This is a genomic window from Oliverpabstia intestinalis (assembly GCF_009696065.1).
In the GTDB taxonomy this organism is placed as follows: domain Bacteria; phylum Bacillota; class Clostridia; order Lachnospirales; family Lachnospiraceae; genus Oliverpabstia; species Oliverpabstia intestinalis.
In genome coordinates this window covers 68,164-85,668 of sequence record NZ_VUMS01000006.1, presented here as the reverse complement: position 1 = coordinate 85,668, position 17,505 = coordinate 68,164, and the positions used below count along the sequence as shown (strand labels likewise).

13 protein-coding genes and 1 riboswitch are annotated in these 17,505 nt (G+C 43.5%); of the genes, 11 read left to right on the top strand and 2 right to left on the bottom strand.

Annotation, left to right across the window (positions count from 1 at the left end; genetic code table 11):
• Positions 1–3: 3 nt before the first annotated feature.
• The 4 genes from era (at position 4) to FYJ57_RS04310 (ending at position 3,885) form a co-directional block, all read left to right on the top strand.
• Positions 4–909: a GTPase Era gene (gene era / locus FYJ57_RS04325; RefSeq protein WP_154431665.1), complete on the top strand. Its 906-nt coding sequence runs from the start codon at positions 4–6 to the stop codon at positions 907–909.
• Positions 910–914: 5 nt separating this feature from the next.
• Positions 915–1,661, top strand: coding sequence for a DNA repair protein RecO (gene recO / locus FYJ57_RS04320; RefSeq protein WP_154431664.1), 747 nt, complete (start codon positions 915–917; stop codon positions 1,659–1,661).
• Positions 1,662–1,764: 103 nt separating this feature from the next.
• Positions 1,765–2,388, top strand: coding sequence for a hypothetical protein (locus tag FYJ57_RS04315; protein ID WP_154431663.1), 624 nt, complete (start codon positions 1,765–1,767; stop codon positions 2,386–2,388).
• A 102-nt stretch (positions 2,389–2,490) separates the two neighbouring features.
• Entirely contained in the window at positions 2,491–3,885 is a 1,395-nt protein-coding gene (locus FYJ57_RS04310) for a glycine--tRNA ligase (RefSeq protein WP_022172567.1), read from the top strand.
• A gap of 149 nt (positions 3,886–4,034) precedes the next feature.
• Here FYJ57_RS04310 and FYJ57_RS04305 read toward each other — a convergent pair whose 3' ends face one another.
• Both FYJ57_RS04305 and FYJ57_RS04300 read right to left on the bottom strand, forming a co-directional pair.
• On the bottom strand, positions 4,035–4,808 hold the full coding sequence (locus FYJ57_RS04305; RefSeq protein WP_154431662.1) for a DUF6062 family protein: 774 nt from the start codon (positions 4,806–4,808) through the stop codon (positions 4,035–4,037).
• A 65-nt stretch (positions 4,809–4,873) separates the two neighbouring features.
• Positions 4,874–5,668, bottom strand: a complete 795-nt coding sequence (locus FYJ57_RS04300) for an MBL fold metallo-hydrolase (protein WP_106493386.1) — start codon at positions 5,666–5,668, stop codon at positions 4,874–4,876.
• 238 nt (positions 5,669–5,906) lie between these two features.
• Between FYJ57_RS04300 and FYJ57_RS04295 the strand changes: the two genes are divergently transcribed.
• The 7 genes from FYJ57_RS04295 to FYJ57_RS04265 all read left to right on the top strand — a co-directional run bounded on the left by FYJ57_RS04295 (position 5,907) and on the right by FYJ57_RS04265 (position 17,364).
• Positions 5,907–7,157 (top strand): 6-phosphofructokinase, encoded by a 1,251-nt coding sequence (locus tag FYJ57_RS04295; protein ID WP_129258049.1) that lies wholly within the window; start codon positions 5,907–5,909, stop codon positions 7,155–7,157.
• Between the two features lie 195 nt (positions 7,158–7,352).
• Complete coding sequence (ppdK, locus tag FYJ57_RS04290; RefSeq protein WP_022172563.1) at positions 7,353–9,980, top strand: pyruvate, phosphate dikinase; 2,628 nt, start codon at positions 7,353–7,355, stop codon at positions 9,978–9,980.
• A gap of 603 nt (positions 9,981–10,583) precedes the next feature.
• The gene (locus tag FYJ57_RS04285; protein ID WP_205839908.1) at positions 10,584–12,710 is read left to right on the top strand and encodes a sodium-translocating pyrophosphatase; all 2,127 of its coding nucleotides are present in this window, start codon (positions 10,584–10,586) and stop codon (positions 12,708–12,710) included.
• Positions 12,711–12,908: 198 nt separating this feature from the next.
• Positions 12,909–14,351, top strand: coding sequence for a putative DNA modification/repair radical SAM protein (locus tag FYJ57_RS04280; RefSeq protein WP_154431659.1), 1,443 nt, complete (start codon positions 12,909–12,911; stop codon positions 14,349–14,351).
• 17 nt (positions 14,352–14,368) lie between these two features.
• A complete protein-coding gene (locus tag FYJ57_RS04275) occupies positions 14,369–15,124 on the top strand; it encodes a TIGR03915 family putative DNA repair protein (RefSeq protein WP_154431658.1) in 756 nt (251 codons plus the stop codon).
• A 93-nt stretch (positions 15,125–15,217) separates the two neighbouring features.
• Positions 15,218–15,296, top strand: a riboswitch (ZMP/ZTP riboswitch).
• 153 nt (positions 15,297–15,449) lie between these two features.
• On the top strand, positions 15,450–16,163 hold the full coding sequence (locus FYJ57_RS04270) for an IMP cyclohydrolase (RefSeq protein ID WP_154431657.1): 714 nt from the start codon (positions 15,450–15,452) through the stop codon (positions 16,161–16,163).
• 16 nt (positions 16,164–16,179) lie between these two features.
• Positions 16,180–17,364 carry a phosphoribosylaminoimidazolecarboxamide formyltransferase gene (locus tag FYJ57_RS04265; protein ID WP_022172556.1) on the top strand — a complete coding sequence of 395 codons (1,185 nt, stop codon included), beginning with the start codon at positions 16,180–16,182 and terminating at the stop codon, positions 17,362–17,364.
• Positions 17,365–17,505: the final 141 nt, after the last annotated feature.

Below are 17,505 nucleotides of genomic sequence, written 5' to 3'. Positions count from 1 at the left end.
CATATGAAGGAAAATTTTAAATCCGGATTCGTGGCAATCATCGGAAGACCGAACGTGGGAAAATCCACTCTGATGAACCATCTGATCGGACAAAAGATTGCTATCACATCCAAAAAACCACAGACCACCAGAAATAAAATCCAGACCGTGTATACCTGTCAAGACGGACAGATCATCTTTCTGGATACACCGGGGATCCACAAAGCCAAGAACAAACTGGGCGAATATATGGTAAATGTGGCAGAACAGACACTGAAAGATGTGGATGTGATCCTGTGGCTGGTAGAACCGACTACTTATATTGGTGCCGGTGAAAAGCATATTGCCGAGCAGTTACAGAAGACAAGTCTGCCGGTCATTCTGGTGATCAACAAAGTAGATACAGTGAAAAAAGAAGATATTTTACAGGTAATCGATAATTACCGGAAATTGTATGATTTTGCGGAAATTATTCCGGCATCTGCCCTGCGTGGGCAGAATACGAAAGACATCGTGAACAGCCTGTTTAAATATATGCCGTATGGTCCGATGTTTTACGATGAAGATACGGTAACCGATCAGCCACAGAGACAGATTGTTGCGGAGATCATCCGTGAGAAAGCACTGCATGCGCTGGATGAGGAGATCCCTCATGGTATTGCTGTAACCATCGAGAAGATGCGGGAGAGAAAGGGTCAGCATATTGTAGATATCGAGGCAACAATTATCTGTGAAAGAGATTCTCATAAAGGAATCATCATAGGAAAACAGGGTTCCATGTTAAAAAAAATCGGAAGTAATGCCCGGTTTGAAATCGAAAAAATGCTCGAAGAAAGAGTGAATCTGAAGATCTGGGTGAAAGTGAAAAAAGACTGGAGAGACAGTGATACTCTGATGAAAAACTTCGGATATAATAAGAAAGAGATCTGATCTGTATGAGTGAGCCTATTACCGTCACCGGCATGGTATTAGCTGCCACGCCGGTAGGGGATTATGATAAGCGCATGGTGATCCTGACCCGTGAGCGTGGGAAAATCACTGCGTTTGCCAGAGGGGCAAGAAAAAGCACAAGCCCCTATCTTGCTATAGCGAACCCGTTTGTGTTTGGAAGTTTTCAGCTTTTTGAGGGAAGAACGGCTTATACACTTTCACAGGCAAATATCCGGGAGTATTTTACAGAACTGGCAGCAAAGCAGCCGGGAGTATATTATGGCTTTTATTTTCTGGAGATTGCGGATTATTACGGAAGAGAGGGAAACCGGGAGACGGATATGCTTAATCTTCTGTATATCACGATGAAAGCACTGATCCGGGGGCGGATTTCCAATCGACTGATCCGTGCAATTTTCGAGATGCGTGCGATGATGATCAACGGAGAGTATCCGCGGCTTTTTGAGTGTGGAATCTGTGGAAGGACGGAGGACCTTACTTTCTTGTCGCTGGAGGCTTCCGGCTGTATCTGCAGTAACTGTCGCAAACAGGTAAAAGACGGAATTTCGGTTTCGACATCGGCATTGTATGCATTGCAATATATGGTGGCAACACCGATGGAAAAAATCTATACATTTACCCTGAAACCGGAGGTGGAATGGGAGGTTACCCGCTGGGTAAAACGTTACATAGACCGTTATACCGATAAACGATTTAAAAGTCTGGAGATTCTTGAAGTGATGGATTCCTGAAAAACGCAACTATAAAAACCTTGAAAATTAACTATCCAGACGGTATAATAGGTCTGACTATCCGGTAATGGAAAGTCAGAGGAGTGATTCGGAGGAAAAAATCATGAAAAAACAAAAGCTGGGACTAGCACTGGCAGCAGTATTGCTACTGACCGGTTGTGGTGGAATAGAAAAAATGACAGAAACTACAGTGACGGTGGATGACAGCGGAACGGTAGAGGAATTGTTATTGGAGGATTTTTCTGACGAGACTTATAAAGAAAAGGAGCTGGCAGCGCAGATTAACGAACTGGTGGAAGCATATAACAAGGAAGCAGGGAGTGAGGCTGTATCGGTAAAAAGTATGCAGGTAAAAGATAAGAAAGCGAAAGTACAGCTGGAATATCAGTCTGTGGCCGATTATCGGGGCTTCAATCAGATAGATTTTTTTGCGGGCACTGTAAAAGAAGCACAGAAAGAAGGATATACTTTTGCTTCTGATTTTACAGATGCAGAGGGAAAAGATGTTTCCAGGGCAGGAATGCCTGACGGATGTGAAAAGCAGCAGGTGATCATTATCCGTGAGCCGATGCAGGTTCTGGTGCCGGGAACGATTCAGTATGTCAGCAAGAATATGAAAGTAGTAAATAAAAGTCAGGCAAGGCTTTCGGCCGATGAAGGTACAGACGATGAAAGCCACGTGACTACACAGGCATATGGTTATGTGATATACACGGATAATAATTAAAAATTTGTGCCGGCAGGATGCTATCTTGTCGACTGCTGTGGGAATTAATACGTTAATACCAGACATATATTTATGTCTCAGGGAATATAAAGGAGATCAATTATGGAAAAAACAATGGAAAAAATCGTTGCACTTGCCAAATCCAGAGGATTCGTATATCCGGGTTCCGAAATATACGGCGGCCTGGCAAACACCTGGGATTATGGTAATCTTGGTGTGGAACTGAAGAACAATGTAAAAAGAGCATGGTGGAAAAAGTTCATCCAGGAAAATCCTTACAATGTAGGTGTGGACTGTGCAATCCTGATGAATCCGCAGACATGGGTAGCTTCCGGTCATCTGGGTGGATTCTCTGATCCGTTGATGGACTGTAAAGAATGCCATGAGCGTTTCCGTGCAGATAAGATCATCGAAGATTTCTGTGCAGAAAAAGGAATCGCACTGGAAGAAAGCGTAGATGCATGGAGCCAGGAAAAGATGACTGCTTTCATTGAAGAGCATCAGGTACCGTGCCCGACCTGTGGAAAACATAACTTTACTGATATCCGTCAGTTTAACCTGATGTTTAAGACTTTCCAGGGTGTTACGGAAGATGCAAAGAATACCGTATATCTGAGACCGGAAACAGCACAAGGTATCTTTGTAAACTTTAAAAACGTACAGAGAACTTCCAGAAAGAAACTGCCGTTTGGTATCGGACAGATCGGTAAATCCTTCCGTAATGAGATTACACCGGGTAATTTTACTTTCCGTACCAGAGAGTTCGAACAGATGGAACTGGAATTCTTCTGCAAACCGGATACGGATCTGGAATGGTTCAATTACTGGAAATCTTTCTGCCTGAACTGGTTACATGAACTGGGACTGAAAGATGAAGAAGTACGGTATCGCGATCATGAAAAAGAAGAACTGAGTTTCTACAGCAAAGCAACAACTGACGTGGAATTCCTGTTCCCGTTTGGCTGGGGTGAACTGTGGGGTATTGCAGACCGTACGGATTACGACCTGACACAGCATCAGAATGTATCAGGGCAGGATCTGACTTACTTCGATGATGAAGAGGGTAAAAAATATATCCCGTATGTTATCGAGCCGTCTCTGGGTGCGGATCGTATGGTACTGGCATTTCTGTGCAGCGCATACGATGAAGAAGTTCTGGATGCTGAGAAAAATGATGTGCGTACGGTACTGCATTTCCATCCGGCACTGGCACCGGTAAAAGTCGGTGTGCTGCCGTTGTCCAAGAAGCTGAATGAGGGCGCTGAGAAAGTTTATGCAATGCTGGCAAAAGAATGGAACTGTGAGTTTGATGACAGAGGAAATATCGGTAAGAGATACCGTCGTCAGGATGAGATCGGTACTCCGTTCTGTGTAACTTATGACTTCGATTCTGAAACAGATGGAGCGGTAACAGTCAGAGATCGTGACACTATGGAGCAGGAAAGAGTGAAGATCGAAGATCTGAGAGCTTATCTTGCCAAGAAGATGGAGTTTTAAAGTCAAAGAAGATTGATTTTGGAAAAAGAAAGAAAAAAATAGAGTTGTGATAAAAAAGAGGAAGTAAGACAATACTGTGGAAAGTTTGCCTTACTTCCTCTTTTTCATAGTCAGGCTTGGTAAAGATTGATTTTTGAAAACAGACAGGGTCAGTAATCAATTTTGAACACAGGGTCTGCAGGATAGCCTCCGCCGAGTTTCTGGATGGCACGCTGGATGCTGTCCTTGGAATTACCCCAGTCTTTGTCGCGGTTCAGGTAGTCCTGTTTGTCACAAAACCAGGTAACTTCTTCTTCAAGACGCTTCATGTTTTCTTCCATCAGAGAAAAAAGAACCGGATAAAACTCCTGTTTTTCTTTGACAGACAGTTTTTTTTCTCCGACTTCCACAAGGTCACGGAAGTGATGCATACAGAATCCTTTGCTGTTTTTGAAAAGTTCTTTGAATTCTTTGCTGTTTTTATACATATAAAAGAAAGTATCCAGATAACGCTGATAGGTTGCATTAAAATGGTCACAGACATAGCAGCTGTGTTCTTTTTCATAGAGCCATTGTCCTAATGGTGTTTCCGGGGCATCCGGGTTCAGGTCTGTCTTTTTCAGACGTCCCATCAGAGTAGATTTGCCGGAAGTAAAGGATTTGATCTGTCTGGTCATCTCTTCATTCAGTTTTTTCAGATGTGTGCTGAGCATCAGTCCACAACCGAGACGATTGCCAAAATCATACATCATTTTATAATGGTGACGACAGAAGCCGATCCGGTCAGTCTCCATGCGGATATCATCCTCCATATAAGAAGACTGTTTGCCAAGTATGAAATCCAGAGCGTGCTGCTCGGCATCCCGTTCTAATCTGCAGAAAGGACATTCATCTTCTGCATGAAAAGCATCGTTTAGTGGAATGGTATAGATTGTTTCTTTCATGTAATTCCCTCGCTGTCTATATGAAATCGTTGTTTTTTCGAATGGAACATCGAAAACTGTGTTCCCTATTTCTGTGAAAGAAGATACTGCATTTCTGCGCGTCCATACGAAGCATAAAGTAATGGTTCCTGGGTGAATACTCTTGAAACATTGCTTGGACGTCCCTGGATTTCACCGGAAAGTACCTGACCCACCAGGTCGATCATATCAGCCAGAACACCGAGACCCAGTGGATTATAAACCGGATGTGCAACAGATTCGAAGGCTTGCATATGATGACCGCCGAAGAACTTCATCCGTCCACCGTTGTCAACCAGCCAATGCATGAGATGAATCAGACTGTCGTAATATGTTTTAAGATCCGTTGATCCTGGAATCTGCATCCAGACTCCACATCCGCTTCCGATCGCATCGCCTGTGAACAGGTAATTCTCCCTGGTTTCCAGAATAACTATACTTCCCGGTGTGTGTCCGGGGACCTGACAGATACGAAGCTCTGTTCCACCAAGAGAAATTACAGAGTCTGTGTGAATATCGTGAATCTCATCCCAGGGTTTCAGTCTTCCAGCAGTCAGGGTGCGCAGCGTCGTTTCCTCTATTTTTTTTTCGTCGTGACACATATAAACTTCTTCAAACTCATCCATATGGTAGATGTGATCCCAATGTACATGAGTTACCACAAGAAGAAGTGGTTTGTCCGTGAGTTCACGGAGCAGTGGCATGATTTTCTTTCCGGTGGTAATCCCGGTATCGATGACTGCCGCTTTTTCATCACCTTCTACCATGTAGAAAGAAGAATTTCCTGCATCCAGAATACAAAAGATATGTTTGCCGATTTTAGTTACTTCAAAACCTTCCATAGATGTTTCCACCTCGATTTGTCGTGGTTCACAAAATATCTGATAATGTTTTATGGATAAATAATGTATAAACATCTTGTATAAGAATAACCTGTATTATACAAAAGGTCAACAAGAAAACACGGGAAAACTATAATAATGGTAAATATATATAAAGAAATATTGAAAATACAATAATAATTTAGTATAATGACGATTATAGTATTATCGTACAAAATATTTATAGGAGGAGATGCCAATGGCCAGCAAAAAAAGAAATGTAATCGTAGGACAGTCCGGAGGTCCGACATCTGTAATTAATTCAAGCTTGGCAGGTGTGTATAAAAATGCAATCGAGAGAGGATTTGACAAAGTATATGGTATGCTGCATGGTGTTCAGGGGCTTTTAGATGAACAGTATGTGGATATGTCCACACAGATCCATTCCGATCTGGATATTGAACTGTTAAAGAGAACCCCGTCCGCTTTTTTGGGATCCTGTCGTTATAAACTCCCGGAAATTCATGAAAATATGGAGATATATGACAGAATTTTTGAGATTTTGGACAAGCTGGAGATTGATTCCTTTATATATATCGGAGGAAACGACTCCATGGATACCATCCGTAAACTTTCCGACTATGCCATCGTAAAAGGACATAAACAAAAATTTCTCGGTGTGCCGAAAACAATTGATAACGATCTGGCTCTGACGGATCATACACCTGGGTTTGGAAGTGCGGCAAAATACATTGCGGCTTCCACAAAAGAAGTAATCCGTGATGCACTTGGGCTGACATACAAAAAAGAAATGATCACCGTTATGGAAATCATGGGAAGAAATGCAGGATGGCTTACAGGAGCTGCAGCGCTTGCTAAAACAGAGGAATGTGAAGGACCGGATCTGATTTATCTTCCGGAGATCGCTTTTGATGTGGACGATTTCCTGGCAAAAGTAAAAGAACTGCTGCAGAAGAAGAGCTCTATTGTAATTGCAGTTTCAGAAGGAATCAAACTGGCTGACGGACGGTATGTGTGCGAACTGTCCGGTGGCGGAGATTATGTAGATGCATTCGGACACAAACAGTTACAGGGTACAGCAGCTTATCTCGCCGGATTCCTGGGTGCAGAGATCGGATGCAAGACTCGTAGCGTAGAATTCTCTACACTGCAAAGAAGTGCTTCTCATATGGCATCCAGAGTAGATATCGAAGAAGCATTTATGGTAGGCGGAGCAGCAGTAAAAGCGGCAGACGAAGGATACAATGGAAATATGGTGGTAATAGACCGTGTATCCGATGATCCGTACATGTCATCTGCGGGAATCTACGATGTGCACCGGATCGCCAATGAGGAAAAACTGGTGCCGAGAGAATGGGTAAACAAAGAAGGCAATTATGTAACAAAAGACTTTATTGACTATGTAAAACCGTTAATTCAGGGTGATTATCAGCCGATTATGGTAAATGGTCTGCCACGTCATCTGGTACTGGATATGAAAAAGAAATAACGTGCCGAAAATCCTGAAAAAAACAGAAGGATTTTTAAGGTATTTTTCCTTTTTTCTTCGGTTTGACTTGACTATAATGTGCTTTTTGATTACAATTATTATATACGAGTGCGAACTGCATGAGTGAAAATGTTTTCCGCTTTTCCTGGTGGGAGATGTTTGGAAATTTAATATACTTTTAGGAGGAATGTTTAAATGGCAACAAAGTGGGTTTATATGTTCACTGAAGGTAATGCTACCATGAGAAACCTTCTGGGTGGAAAAGGTGCTAACCTTGCTGAAATGACAAACTTAGGACTGCCGGTACCGCAGGGCTTCACAATTACAACAGAAGCTTGTACTCAGTACTATGAAGACGGAAGAAAAATTAATGATGAGATCATGGCTCAGATCATGGAATCCATCACAAAAATGGAAGAGATCACCGGAAAGAAATTCGGCGACAAAGAAAATCCTCTTCTGGTTTCCGTTCGTTCTGGTGCAAGAGCATCCATGCCTGGTATGATGGATACTATCCTGAACCTGGGTCTGAATGAAGAAGTAGTAGAAGTTCTGGCAGCTCATTCCGGAAATCCTCGTTGGGCATGGGATTGCTACAGAAGATTTATCCAGATGTACTCTGACGTAGTTATGGAAGTAGGTAAAAAATACTTCGAAGAGCTGATCGACAAAATGAAAGCTGACAGAGGCGTAAAACAGGACGTTGAACTGACAGCAGAAGATCTGAAAGAGCTGGCTAATCAGTTCAAAGCTGAATACAAAGAAAAAATCGGAGCTGAATTCCCGACAGATCCGAAGGAACAGCTGATGGGCGCTATCAAAGCTGTATTCCGTTCTTGGGATAACCCACGTGCTAACGTATATCGTCGTGATAACGATATTCCGTATTCCTGGGGAACAGCAGTTAACGTACAGATGATGGCATTCGGTAACATGGGTGATGACTGTGGTACCGGTGTAGCATTCACACGTGACCCTGCAACAGGTAACAACGGTCTGTTCGGCGAATTCCTGACAAATGCACAGGGTGAAGACGTAGTTGCCGGTGTTCGTACACCTATGCATATTTCCGAGATGGAACAGAAGTTCCCGGAAGCATTCAAACAGTTCAAAGAAGTTTGCAAAACTCTGGAAACTCACTACAGAGATATGCAGGATATGGAGTTTACTGTAGAACATGGTAAACTGTACATGCTGCAGACACGTAACGGTAAGAGAACAGCTCAGGCTGCTCTGAAGATCGCTTGTGATCTGGTAGATGAAGGAATGAGAACAGAAGAAGAAGCAGTAGCAATGATCGATCCTCGTAACCTGGATACTCTGCTTCATCCGCAGTTTGATGCAGCTGCTCTGAAAGCTGCTACTCCAATGGCAAAAGCTCTGGGAGCTTCACCGGGAGCTGCTTGTGGTAAAATCGTATTCACAGCTGATGACGCTGTAGAATGGGCTGCAAGAGGAGAAAAAGTTGTTCTGGTACGTCTGGAGACATCTCCGGAAGATATCACCGGTATGAAATCTGCACAGGGTATCCTGACAGTTCGTGGTGGTATGACATCTCATGCAGCAGTAGTTGCCCGTGGTATGGGAACCTGTTGTGTATCCGGTTGTGGAGATATCACAATGGACGAAGAAAACAAGAGATTTACACTGGCTGGAAAAGAATACCATGAAGGAGATGCAATCTCTCTGGATGGTTCCACAGGTAATATCTATGACGGTATCATCCCGACTGTAGACGCTACAATCGCAGGTGAATTCGGAAGAATCATGGGATGGGCTGACAAATACAGAACTATGAAAGTTCGTACAAACGCAGATACTCCGGCAGATGCTAAAAAAGCTCGTGAGCTGGGTGCAGAAGGTATTGGTCTTTGCCGTACAGAGCATATGTTCTTCGAAGGCAACAGAATCGATGCATTCCGTGAAATGATCTGTGCTGAAACAGTAGAAGAAAGAGAAGCAGCTCTGGCTAAGATCCTTCCGGAACAGCAGGGAGACTTCGAAAAACTGTATGAAGCTCTGGAAGGTAACCCGGTTACTATCCGTTTCCTGGATCCGCCGCTTCATGAGTTCGTTCCTACTGAAGAAGAAGATATCAAGAAACTGGCTGATGCTCAGGGTAAAACTGTTGAGCAGATCAAAGCTATCATCGATTCTCTGCATGAGTTCAACCCGATGATGGGTCATCGTGGATGCCGTCTGGCTGTAACTTATCCGGAAATCGCTAAGATGCAGACAAGCGCAGTTATCCGTGCAGCTATCAACGTTAAGAAAGCTCATCCGGACTGGAATGTAAAACCGGAAATCATGATTCCGCTGGTAGGCGATATCAAAGAGCTGAAATATGTTAAGAAATTTGTTGTTGAGACAGCAGATGCAGAAATCGCAGCAGCTGGCAGCGACCTGACATATGAAGTTGGTACCATGATTGAGATCCCGAGAGCAGCTCTGACTGCAGACGAGATCGCTAAAGAAGCTGACTTCTTCTGCTTCGGTACAAACGACCTGACACAGATGACATACGGCTTCTCTCGTGATGATGCTGGTAAATTCCTGGATGCTTACTATGATGCTAAGATCTTTGAAAACGATCCATTTGCAAAACTGGATCAGGTAGGTGTTGGCAAACTGATGGATATGGCTCTGAAATTAGGAAAACCGGTTAATCCAAGCCTGCATGTAGGTATCTGTGGAGAACACGGTGGAGATCCAAGTTCTGTAGAATTCTGCAACAAACTGGGTCTGGACTATGTTTCCTGCTCACCGTTCCGTGTACCGATCGCAAGACTGGCAGCAGCACAGGCAGCAATCAATCAGAAATAATTTAAAATTATATAAAAGCATGTGAAAACATGAATTGTGTCCAAACGTAAAGATGGACCCCGAGGGTCTGAAGTGATTCAGACCACGGGGTCTTTTTTGATTTACGCGAGCAGCGAGAGAAATCGCATATATGCAGATTTGGCAAGCACTGCGATAATCAAAATCGATCCACTGGATCGATTATTGATATGTAATGCAACGAGTAAAATTCACAAGGCGTACGTCATCTCGTTTACAGAAAACACACAGTGACAATGTGGCAAGAGATACTTTTGCTCTATAATATACGCAAAGGGTTGAAAAAAATAATAACAAGAAAAATAAAGATACACAATAAAAAATATGCAAAATACCGATAAAATGCAAATGAAGAAAGAAAGAGTATTGTGTAAAATAAATAAAAATGCAAAGAGAATCTATTGAAAAATATAAGAAAATATGATAATATGATGATAAATTGGGAAGAAGGTCGGTTCATGAAAATAAAGGCGATTAACAGGGGTGGAAAGAACCTTTATTTGTAAAAAAGTATAAAGCTATTTGGGCAATCGTTACCGGATGAGGCGGTAATTTGCAAAAATATATTTTATGGGGGTGGAGCTTATGGATAGTTCCGTTATATGGTACGCAATGTTAGCTGTCGTAGTAGTTGCTCTCGTTTTTGTCCTTTTTAATTTCAACAAAGTAAAGAAACTGAAAGAGGGAAACGACAAGATGGTAGAGATGGCCGGTATCATTCGGAGTGGTGCGGGTACATTTTTGAAAGCAGAGTTTAAGGTGATCGCAATCATAGGAGTCATTATTGCTCTGGTATTCAGTCTGTTTGTGGAAGCCACAAGTGGAATCACATTTCTGCTAGGCGGGCTGATGAGCAGTCTGGTCTGTATCATTGGTATGAAGAGTGCCACCTATGCCAATGTACGTACAGCAAACAAGGCAAGAGAATCACTTTCTATCGGAGAGACCGTAAAAGTAGCATTGAGCGGTGGAAGTGTCAGTGGCATTGCTGTACAGGCATTTGGTATGCTGGGATTGTTGCTGGTGCTGATCATCTGGGGTGTGGATCCTCACGCAACAAGTCACGGACTGGTGGCAAACCTGGAGTGCAATCCTTCCATCATGAGAATCACTACATACTCTCTGGGATGTTCAATCGTAGCCATGTTCAACAGGGTTGCAGGTGGTAATTACACGAAGGCGGCAGATATTTCATCTGATATTCTTGCCAAGATTCGCCATGATATGCCGGAGGATGACAGTCGTGTGCCAAATGTTATTGCAGACTTTATCGGAGATAATGTCAATGATATCGCAGGTAACTGTTCAGATCTTCTGGAGAGCTTCGTTGCAACCATCGCAGCTTCTATTATGATTGCAGTTACCTTATTTATCAATGGAATCGTGAATGTATCTGATGAAACCTTTATCCGTATGATTATTTTCCCGGTGATTCTTGCCGGTGTCGGCCTGATTGGATGTCTGATCGGCCTGAGTTACGCATTTATACGGAAGATGGGAGATGATCCGTCAAGAGAACTGAATCTTGCCACCTGGATTTCAGCAGGAATTACGGTTATCCTGGGTCTGGCTGCTTCGTATATGATGTTTGGAAATGTTCCGTTATATGAAGATATGGTCTGTGGATGGATATCTCCGTGGATCTCAAGTATCCTCGGTATCGTCAGCGGAATTGCGATCGGAAGTATTACAGAATATTATACCAGTGACAAATACAAGCCGACGAAAAAACTGGCAGAGATGGCAATCGAGGGCGAGGCTTTCGTTATCACAAAAGGTGATGCGATCGGATCCCGTTCCACCTTACTGCCTATCCTCATCATCGGTATTGCCCTGTTTATCTCCGGAAAAATCAGCGGAACTTATGGAATAGCAATTTCTGCACTGGGTATGCTCTCTTTTGTAGGTGCAACGGTATCCATCGATGCTTTCGGACCAATCGCAGACAATGCAGGTGGTCTGGCAGAATCCTGTCATCTGGAACACAAAGTCCGTATCATCACGGACAAGCTGGATTCGGTAGGCAATACAACAGCGGCGATCGGAAAAGGGTTTGCTATTGGTTCAGCTGCATTTGCAGCTGTATCCCTGATTGTGGCTTATGTAGGAAACTATACAGCAAAAGGAGAAGAGCCGGTATTAAATATTGCATCATTCATTGTGGTTGCCGGTGGCCTGATCGGTGGTGCACTGATCGAGTATTTCTCTGCGATGCTCACTGATAACACTATCGAGTCAGCCAAACTGATGGCCGATGAGGGTGATAAGATGCTTTCCACTCCCGGTGTACTGGAAGGAAAAGTAAAACCGGATTATAATAAACTGATCGGTATGGCTGCAAACCAGGCTTTGAAAAAAATGGTAGTACCGTCTGTACTGGCACTTTGTATCCCGGTAATCGGTGGATTTGTCTTTGGGGTGCAGTTTGTAGGCGGTATCCTGATCGGTGCCACAATCGTGGCGATTCCGCGTGCACTGTTTATGGGTAACTCCGGTGGAGCTTTCGATAATGCGAAAAAATACATTGAAAGTGAAGCTCTTGAAGGGCACGGGAAAGGATCGGCTGCTCACAAAGCAGCAGTTACCGGTGACACTGTTGGTGATACAAGAAAAGACGTTGTCGGCGTGGCATTGGATATTTTTATTAAGAGTATGTCTACAGTTGCCAATACACTGGCATCTCTGTTTTCAACAATTACATTAATTCATTAACAAGTGAAAAAAGAAAAACTTCTGTTGGCGAATGCGCTGACAGAAGTTTTTCTTTTTTTCGTACTTAGTATCTGAAATGAGCTTTCGGTGGCAGGCTCAGCAGACACCTGAAACAATAATACGTACAAATGTTCGAAAAAAAGATTTACACCGAACATATATTCGTGTATAATAAAAGAAATGATGGAGGTGAAAGAAATGGAATTGAGACAAGGGCTGTCGATACAGGAAAAACTGCGGATTCTGGCAGATGCGGCAAAGTATGATGTTGCGTGTACGTCAAGTGGTGTAGACAGAAAGGGTATGAAAGGATCTCTGGGCAATTCAAAAGCCTGTGGAATCTGCCACAGTTTTTCAGCGGATGGCAGATGTATCTCGCTATTAAAGGTGCTGATGACGAACCATTGTGTTTATGACTGCAAATACTGTGCAAACAGGGTATCGAACGATACAGAGCGTACTGCATTTACCCCAAGGGAACTGTGTGAGCTGACAGTGGAATTCTATAAAAGAAACTATATCGAAGGGCTGTTTCTCAGTTCCGGAGTACAAAAGAATCCGGCATATACGATGGAAAAGATATGTGAGGCGCTGCAGCTTCTCCGTACTGAATATCATTTCAACGGATATATTCATGTAAAAGCAGTTCCGGGGGCACCAGACGACTTGATCATGCGTGCCGGTTATCTGGCAGATCGTATGAGTATCAACCTGGAACTGCCGACAGCAGAGGGAATGAAAAAACTTGCCCCTAACAAGTCTCATCAGACAATATTAAAGCCGATGGCGAAGGTGACGGATACGATTGCTGCGAACCGACTGGCACAGGGGAAAAGTGCGTATCTGGAACGGAGCGCATCCAATCGGTATCTGACGGACAGTATTTTTTCGGAAGAGCAGAGGAAAATTACGGGAAATCAAACGGATCGGATCGGAGAGTCTTCCGTTTACCGGATTACAACAAAAGAACATGAAAAATTGAAAAAACGACCCTTTGCATCTGCGGGACAGAGTACACAGATGATCATTGGGGCAACACCAGAGACAGATTACCATCTGCTTTGCATGACGCAGAACCTGTATCAGAGGTATGATCTTAAAAGAGTATTTTTCTCTGCCTATGTGCCTGTGAACGAAGACCCGGATCTCCCGGGGATTGATGAAAAACCACCCCTTTTAAGGGAACACCGTCTCTATCAGGCAGACTGGCTGCTACGGTTTTATGGATTCCATGCGGAGGAATTATTGTCAGAACAGAGACCGAATTTTAACGAGCAGATTGACCCAAAGTGTGAGTGGGCACTCCGGCATCTGGAACTTTTTCCGGTGGAGATCAATACTGCATCTTATGAGCGGATCCTGCGGATTCCGGGTGTGGGACCAAAATCAGCGGGCAGGATCGTGCGCGCAAGGAGATACGGAAGTCTGGACTTTGACCATCTGAAAAAGATGGGTGTCGTTTTAAAAAGAGCGCATTATTTTATCACCTGTAACGGAAAGATGATGTACAGGATTCCGATGGAAGAGAATTTTATCACCAAACAGCTGACCAGTGTAGAATATAAAGAAAACTGGCAGCTGATGAATCAGCAGGAGTATCATCAGATGTCGTTGTTCGGAGATTTTGGTGTGCAGGCGTGAGAAGAAAGGGAACGGAAATGTATTGTTTTACCTGTAAAGAAGATTTTGAGAGTATGATGACCTGTATCTACCGGGTATGGGAGGCAAAAAAAGGAAGTCAGAATGTCAGGTTGGAAATCGAACCGGTGGAACAGATGGACCTTCTGACGGAATATGTTCATGTGGAGGTGGATCCGGAGCTGGCACACAAGGTGGTTCGATCAATTCGGACCAAAATATCTGCAAAAGCCTATTATCAGGTCTATCTGGCGGCTATGAGCAATGATCCGGGGCGGCTGGATGATATTTATCGTTTTCTGAGGATAGGATTTGCTGTGGGAGGGAAAGTAACCGAGTGTCTGAGAGAAGAATCGGTGATGCAGATCTTTGAACTGAGCCGACAGGTATCGAATGAAAGACATTTTTTTCGGGAAATTTTGCGGTTTACGAGAATCGACCCCGGGATTTATGTTGCACATATGGAGCCAAAGGGAAATGTGGTGGCACTGGTAGCAGAACATTTTGCAGACCGGATGCCATCGGAAGACTGGATGATCATTGATGATAGGCGAGGCCTGGGGGTGATCCATCCGAAAAATGAGCCGTTTTATGTTACAAAGTTCCGGGAAGAAGAGATGGAGCGGCTTTGTCAGACGGAACAGCAGGAAGATCTTTATACGCAGATGTGGAAAGAATTTTTCTATACGATTGCAGTGGAAAAAAGGAAGAATCCGGTATGCCAGAGAAACATGTTTCCGTTACGATACAGAAAACATGTGACGGAGTTTTTATAAAAAAGGAGAAGAAGGAATACAAAGACACTGTTTGCTGAAGGGCGGAATTATAAAAAGAGGGTTGACAGAAAGAAAAATAAATGCTATTTTTGAAGTAACTTATATGACTGACGGAAGTGGAGTTTACCACGGGGAGTATAAGGGTTTGAAGCCGACCGTCTGGGCAGTGTAGCTCGGATTGTAGGCTTTTTTCATTTTCAGCATAATTTCTGCGTAGTATGGAGAAAACGGGAAAAGCCGGGTATAGTGATTTTCGTTATGAAGATTCGCTATACCGATCCGGATCATGGTAAAATCAAAACATAAGACAAAAGGAGAATTGTTCATGAAGATGATATCATTGGAACAGGAACTGAGAGGAAATTCATACCCGGGAAGAGGAATTGTAATTGGCAGATCTGCAGACGGAACGAAAGCAGTTGCGGCCTATTTCATCATGGGAAGAAGTGAAAACAGCAGAAACCGTGTCTTTGTAGAAGAAGGACAGGGAATCCGTACCCAGGCCTTTGATCCTTCCAAACTGGTGGATCCCAGTCTTATTATCTATGCGCCGGTACGTGTGCTGGGCAATAAAACCATCGTGACCAACGGAGACCAGACAGATACCATTTATGAGGGAATGGACAGACAGCTGACATTTGAGCAGGCTCTGACATCCAGAGAATTTGAACCGGATGCACCAAATTACACTCCTCGAATCTCCGGAGTGATGCATATTGAAAACGGAGCGTTTGATTATGCAATGTCTATCTTAAAAAGCAATAATGGAAATCCGGACTCCTGTAACCGTTATACATTCTCTTATGGAACAGCACTTGCAGGGGAAGGACATTTTATTCATACATATATGGGCGATGGCAATCCGCTGCCCAGTTTTGAAGGAGAACCGAAGCTTGTGGCAATTCCGGATGAGATTGATGAATTTACCGGTCTGTTATGGGAAAGCCTGAATGAAGAAAATAAAGTATCTCTGTTTGTACGTTATATCGATATTGCAGACGGTACCTGCGAGACAAGAATTGTAAATAAAAATAAATAAGAGAGGGAGAAGCACAATGAAAGAATTACAGTTAAAGTATGGATGTAACCCGAATCAGAAACCTTCCAGAATCTATATGAATGACGGATCGGAACTTCCGATCAAAGTGCTTTCCGGAAAGCCTGGATACATTAACTTTCTGGATGCTTTTAATGGCTGGCAGCTGGTATCCAATCTGAAACAGGCAACCGGTCTGGCGGCAGCAACCTCTTTTAAACATGTATCCCCGGCAGGGGCTGCCGTGGGACTTCCGTTAAGTGAGACACTGGCAAAAATCTACTGGGTAGATGATATGGACTGGAAAAACTTCTCTCCGATTGCCTGTGCTTACGCAAGAGCAAGAGGTGCAGACCGTATGTCTTCTTTCGGTGATTTTATTTCTCTGTCTGACGTATGCGACAAAGATACCGCCCTGCTGATCAAGAGAGAGGTATCTGACGGTGTAATTGCACCGGGTTATACACCGGAAGCTCTGGAGATTCTGTCTCAGAAGAAAAAAGGAAATTATAATGTGATTCAGATTGATCCGGATTATGTACCGGCTCCACTGGAACATAAAGAAGTGTTTGGTGTTACTTTTGAACAGGGAAGACAGGAACTGGCAATTGATGATGAACTGATTTCCAATCTGGTGACAAATAACAAAGAACTGACCGAAGAGGCAAAGAGAGATATGAAGATTTCTCTGATCATCCTCAAATACACCCAGTCTAACTCTGTATGTTTCGTAAAAGACGGACAGGCCATCGGTGTAGGAGCCGGACAGCAGTCCCGTGTACACTGTACCCGTCTGGCCGGACAGAAAGCAGACAACTGGTGGCTGCGCCAGAGTCCACAGGTACTGAATCTGCCGTTTAAAGAGGGTATTACCCGTGCAGAACGTGATAACGCGATTGATGTTTATATGGGTGAGGAATACATGGATGTGATCGGTGATGGAAACTGGGAGAGATCGTTCACTGAAAAACCTGCAGTATTCACAAGAGAAGAGAAGCGTGCATGGCTGGATCAGCTGACAGGTGTTACGCTGGGATCTGATGCGTTTTTCCCGTTTGCAGATAATATTGAACGTGCACATAAAAGTGGTGTTGCTTATATTGCTCAGCCTGGAGGATCTGTCCGCGATGATCTCGTGATTGAGTGCTGTGATAAGTACAATATGGTAATGGCATTCACCGGTATCCGTCTGTTCCATCATTAAAAACAGGAGTAACTGTGAGAGTGTTGAACAGTTACGCTAAGTAAAGTAATAAAACGAAAAACCGATGATTTCTGATTTGTATTTTCTGAAAAAAACAAAATCAGAAATCGTCGGTTCTTTTTTGTATATATTCTATTTCTT

What these genes read in the sequence shown, in the direction of transcription:
- FYJ57_RS04270 (WP_154431657.1), top strand. Translation starts at nt 15,450, where the DNA reads ATGAAGATGATATCATTGGAACAGGAACTGAGAGGAAATTCATACCCG.
- FYJ57_RS04300 (WP_106493386.1), bottom strand. Translation starts at nt 5,668, where the DNA reads ATGGAAGGTTTTGAAGTAACTAAAATCGGCAAACATATCTTTTGTATT.
- ppdK (WP_022172563.1), top strand. Translation starts at nt 7,353, where the DNA reads ATGGCAACAAAGTGGGTTTATATGTTCACTGAAGGTAATGCTACCATG.
- FYJ57_RS04285 (WP_205839908.1), top strand. Translation starts at nt 10,584, where the DNA reads ATGGATAGTTCCGTTATATGGTACGCAATGTTAGCTGTCGTAGTAGTT.
- FYJ57_RS04315 (WP_154431663.1), top strand. Translation starts at nt 1,765, where the DNA reads ATGAAAAAACAAAAGCTGGGACTAGCACTGGCAGCAGTATTGCTACTG.
- FYJ57_RS04275 (WP_154431658.1), top strand. Translation starts at nt 14,369, where the DNA reads ATGTATTGTTTTACCTGTAAAGAAGATTTTGAGAGTATGATGACCTGT.
- FYJ57_RS04280 (WP_154431659.1), top strand. Translation starts at nt 12,909, where the DNA reads ATGGAATTGAGACAAGGGCTGTCGATACAGGAAAAACTGCGGATTCTG.
- FYJ57_RS04305 (WP_154431662.1), bottom strand. Translation starts at nt 4,808, where the DNA reads ATGAAAGAAACAATCTATACCATTCCACTAAACGATGCTTTTCATGCA.
- FYJ57_RS04265 (WP_022172556.1), top strand. Translation starts at nt 16,180, where the DNA reads ATGAAAGAATTACAGTTAAAGTATGGATGTAACCCGAATCAGAAACCT.
- era (WP_154431665.1), top strand. Translation starts at nt 4, where the DNA reads ATGAAGGAAAATTTTAAATCCGGATTCGTGGCAATCATCGGAAGACCG.
- recO (WP_154431664.1), top strand. Translation starts at nt 915, where the DNA reads ATGAGTGAGCCTATTACCGTCACCGGCATGGTATTAGCTGCCACGCCG.
- FYJ57_RS04295 (WP_129258049.1), top strand. Translation starts at nt 5,907, where the DNA reads ATGGCCAGCAAAAAAAGAAATGTAATCGTAGGACAGTCCGGAGGTCCG.
- FYJ57_RS04310 (WP_022172567.1), top strand. Translation starts at nt 2,491, where the DNA reads ATGGAAAAAACAATGGAAAAAATCGTTGCACTTGCCAAATCCAGAGGA.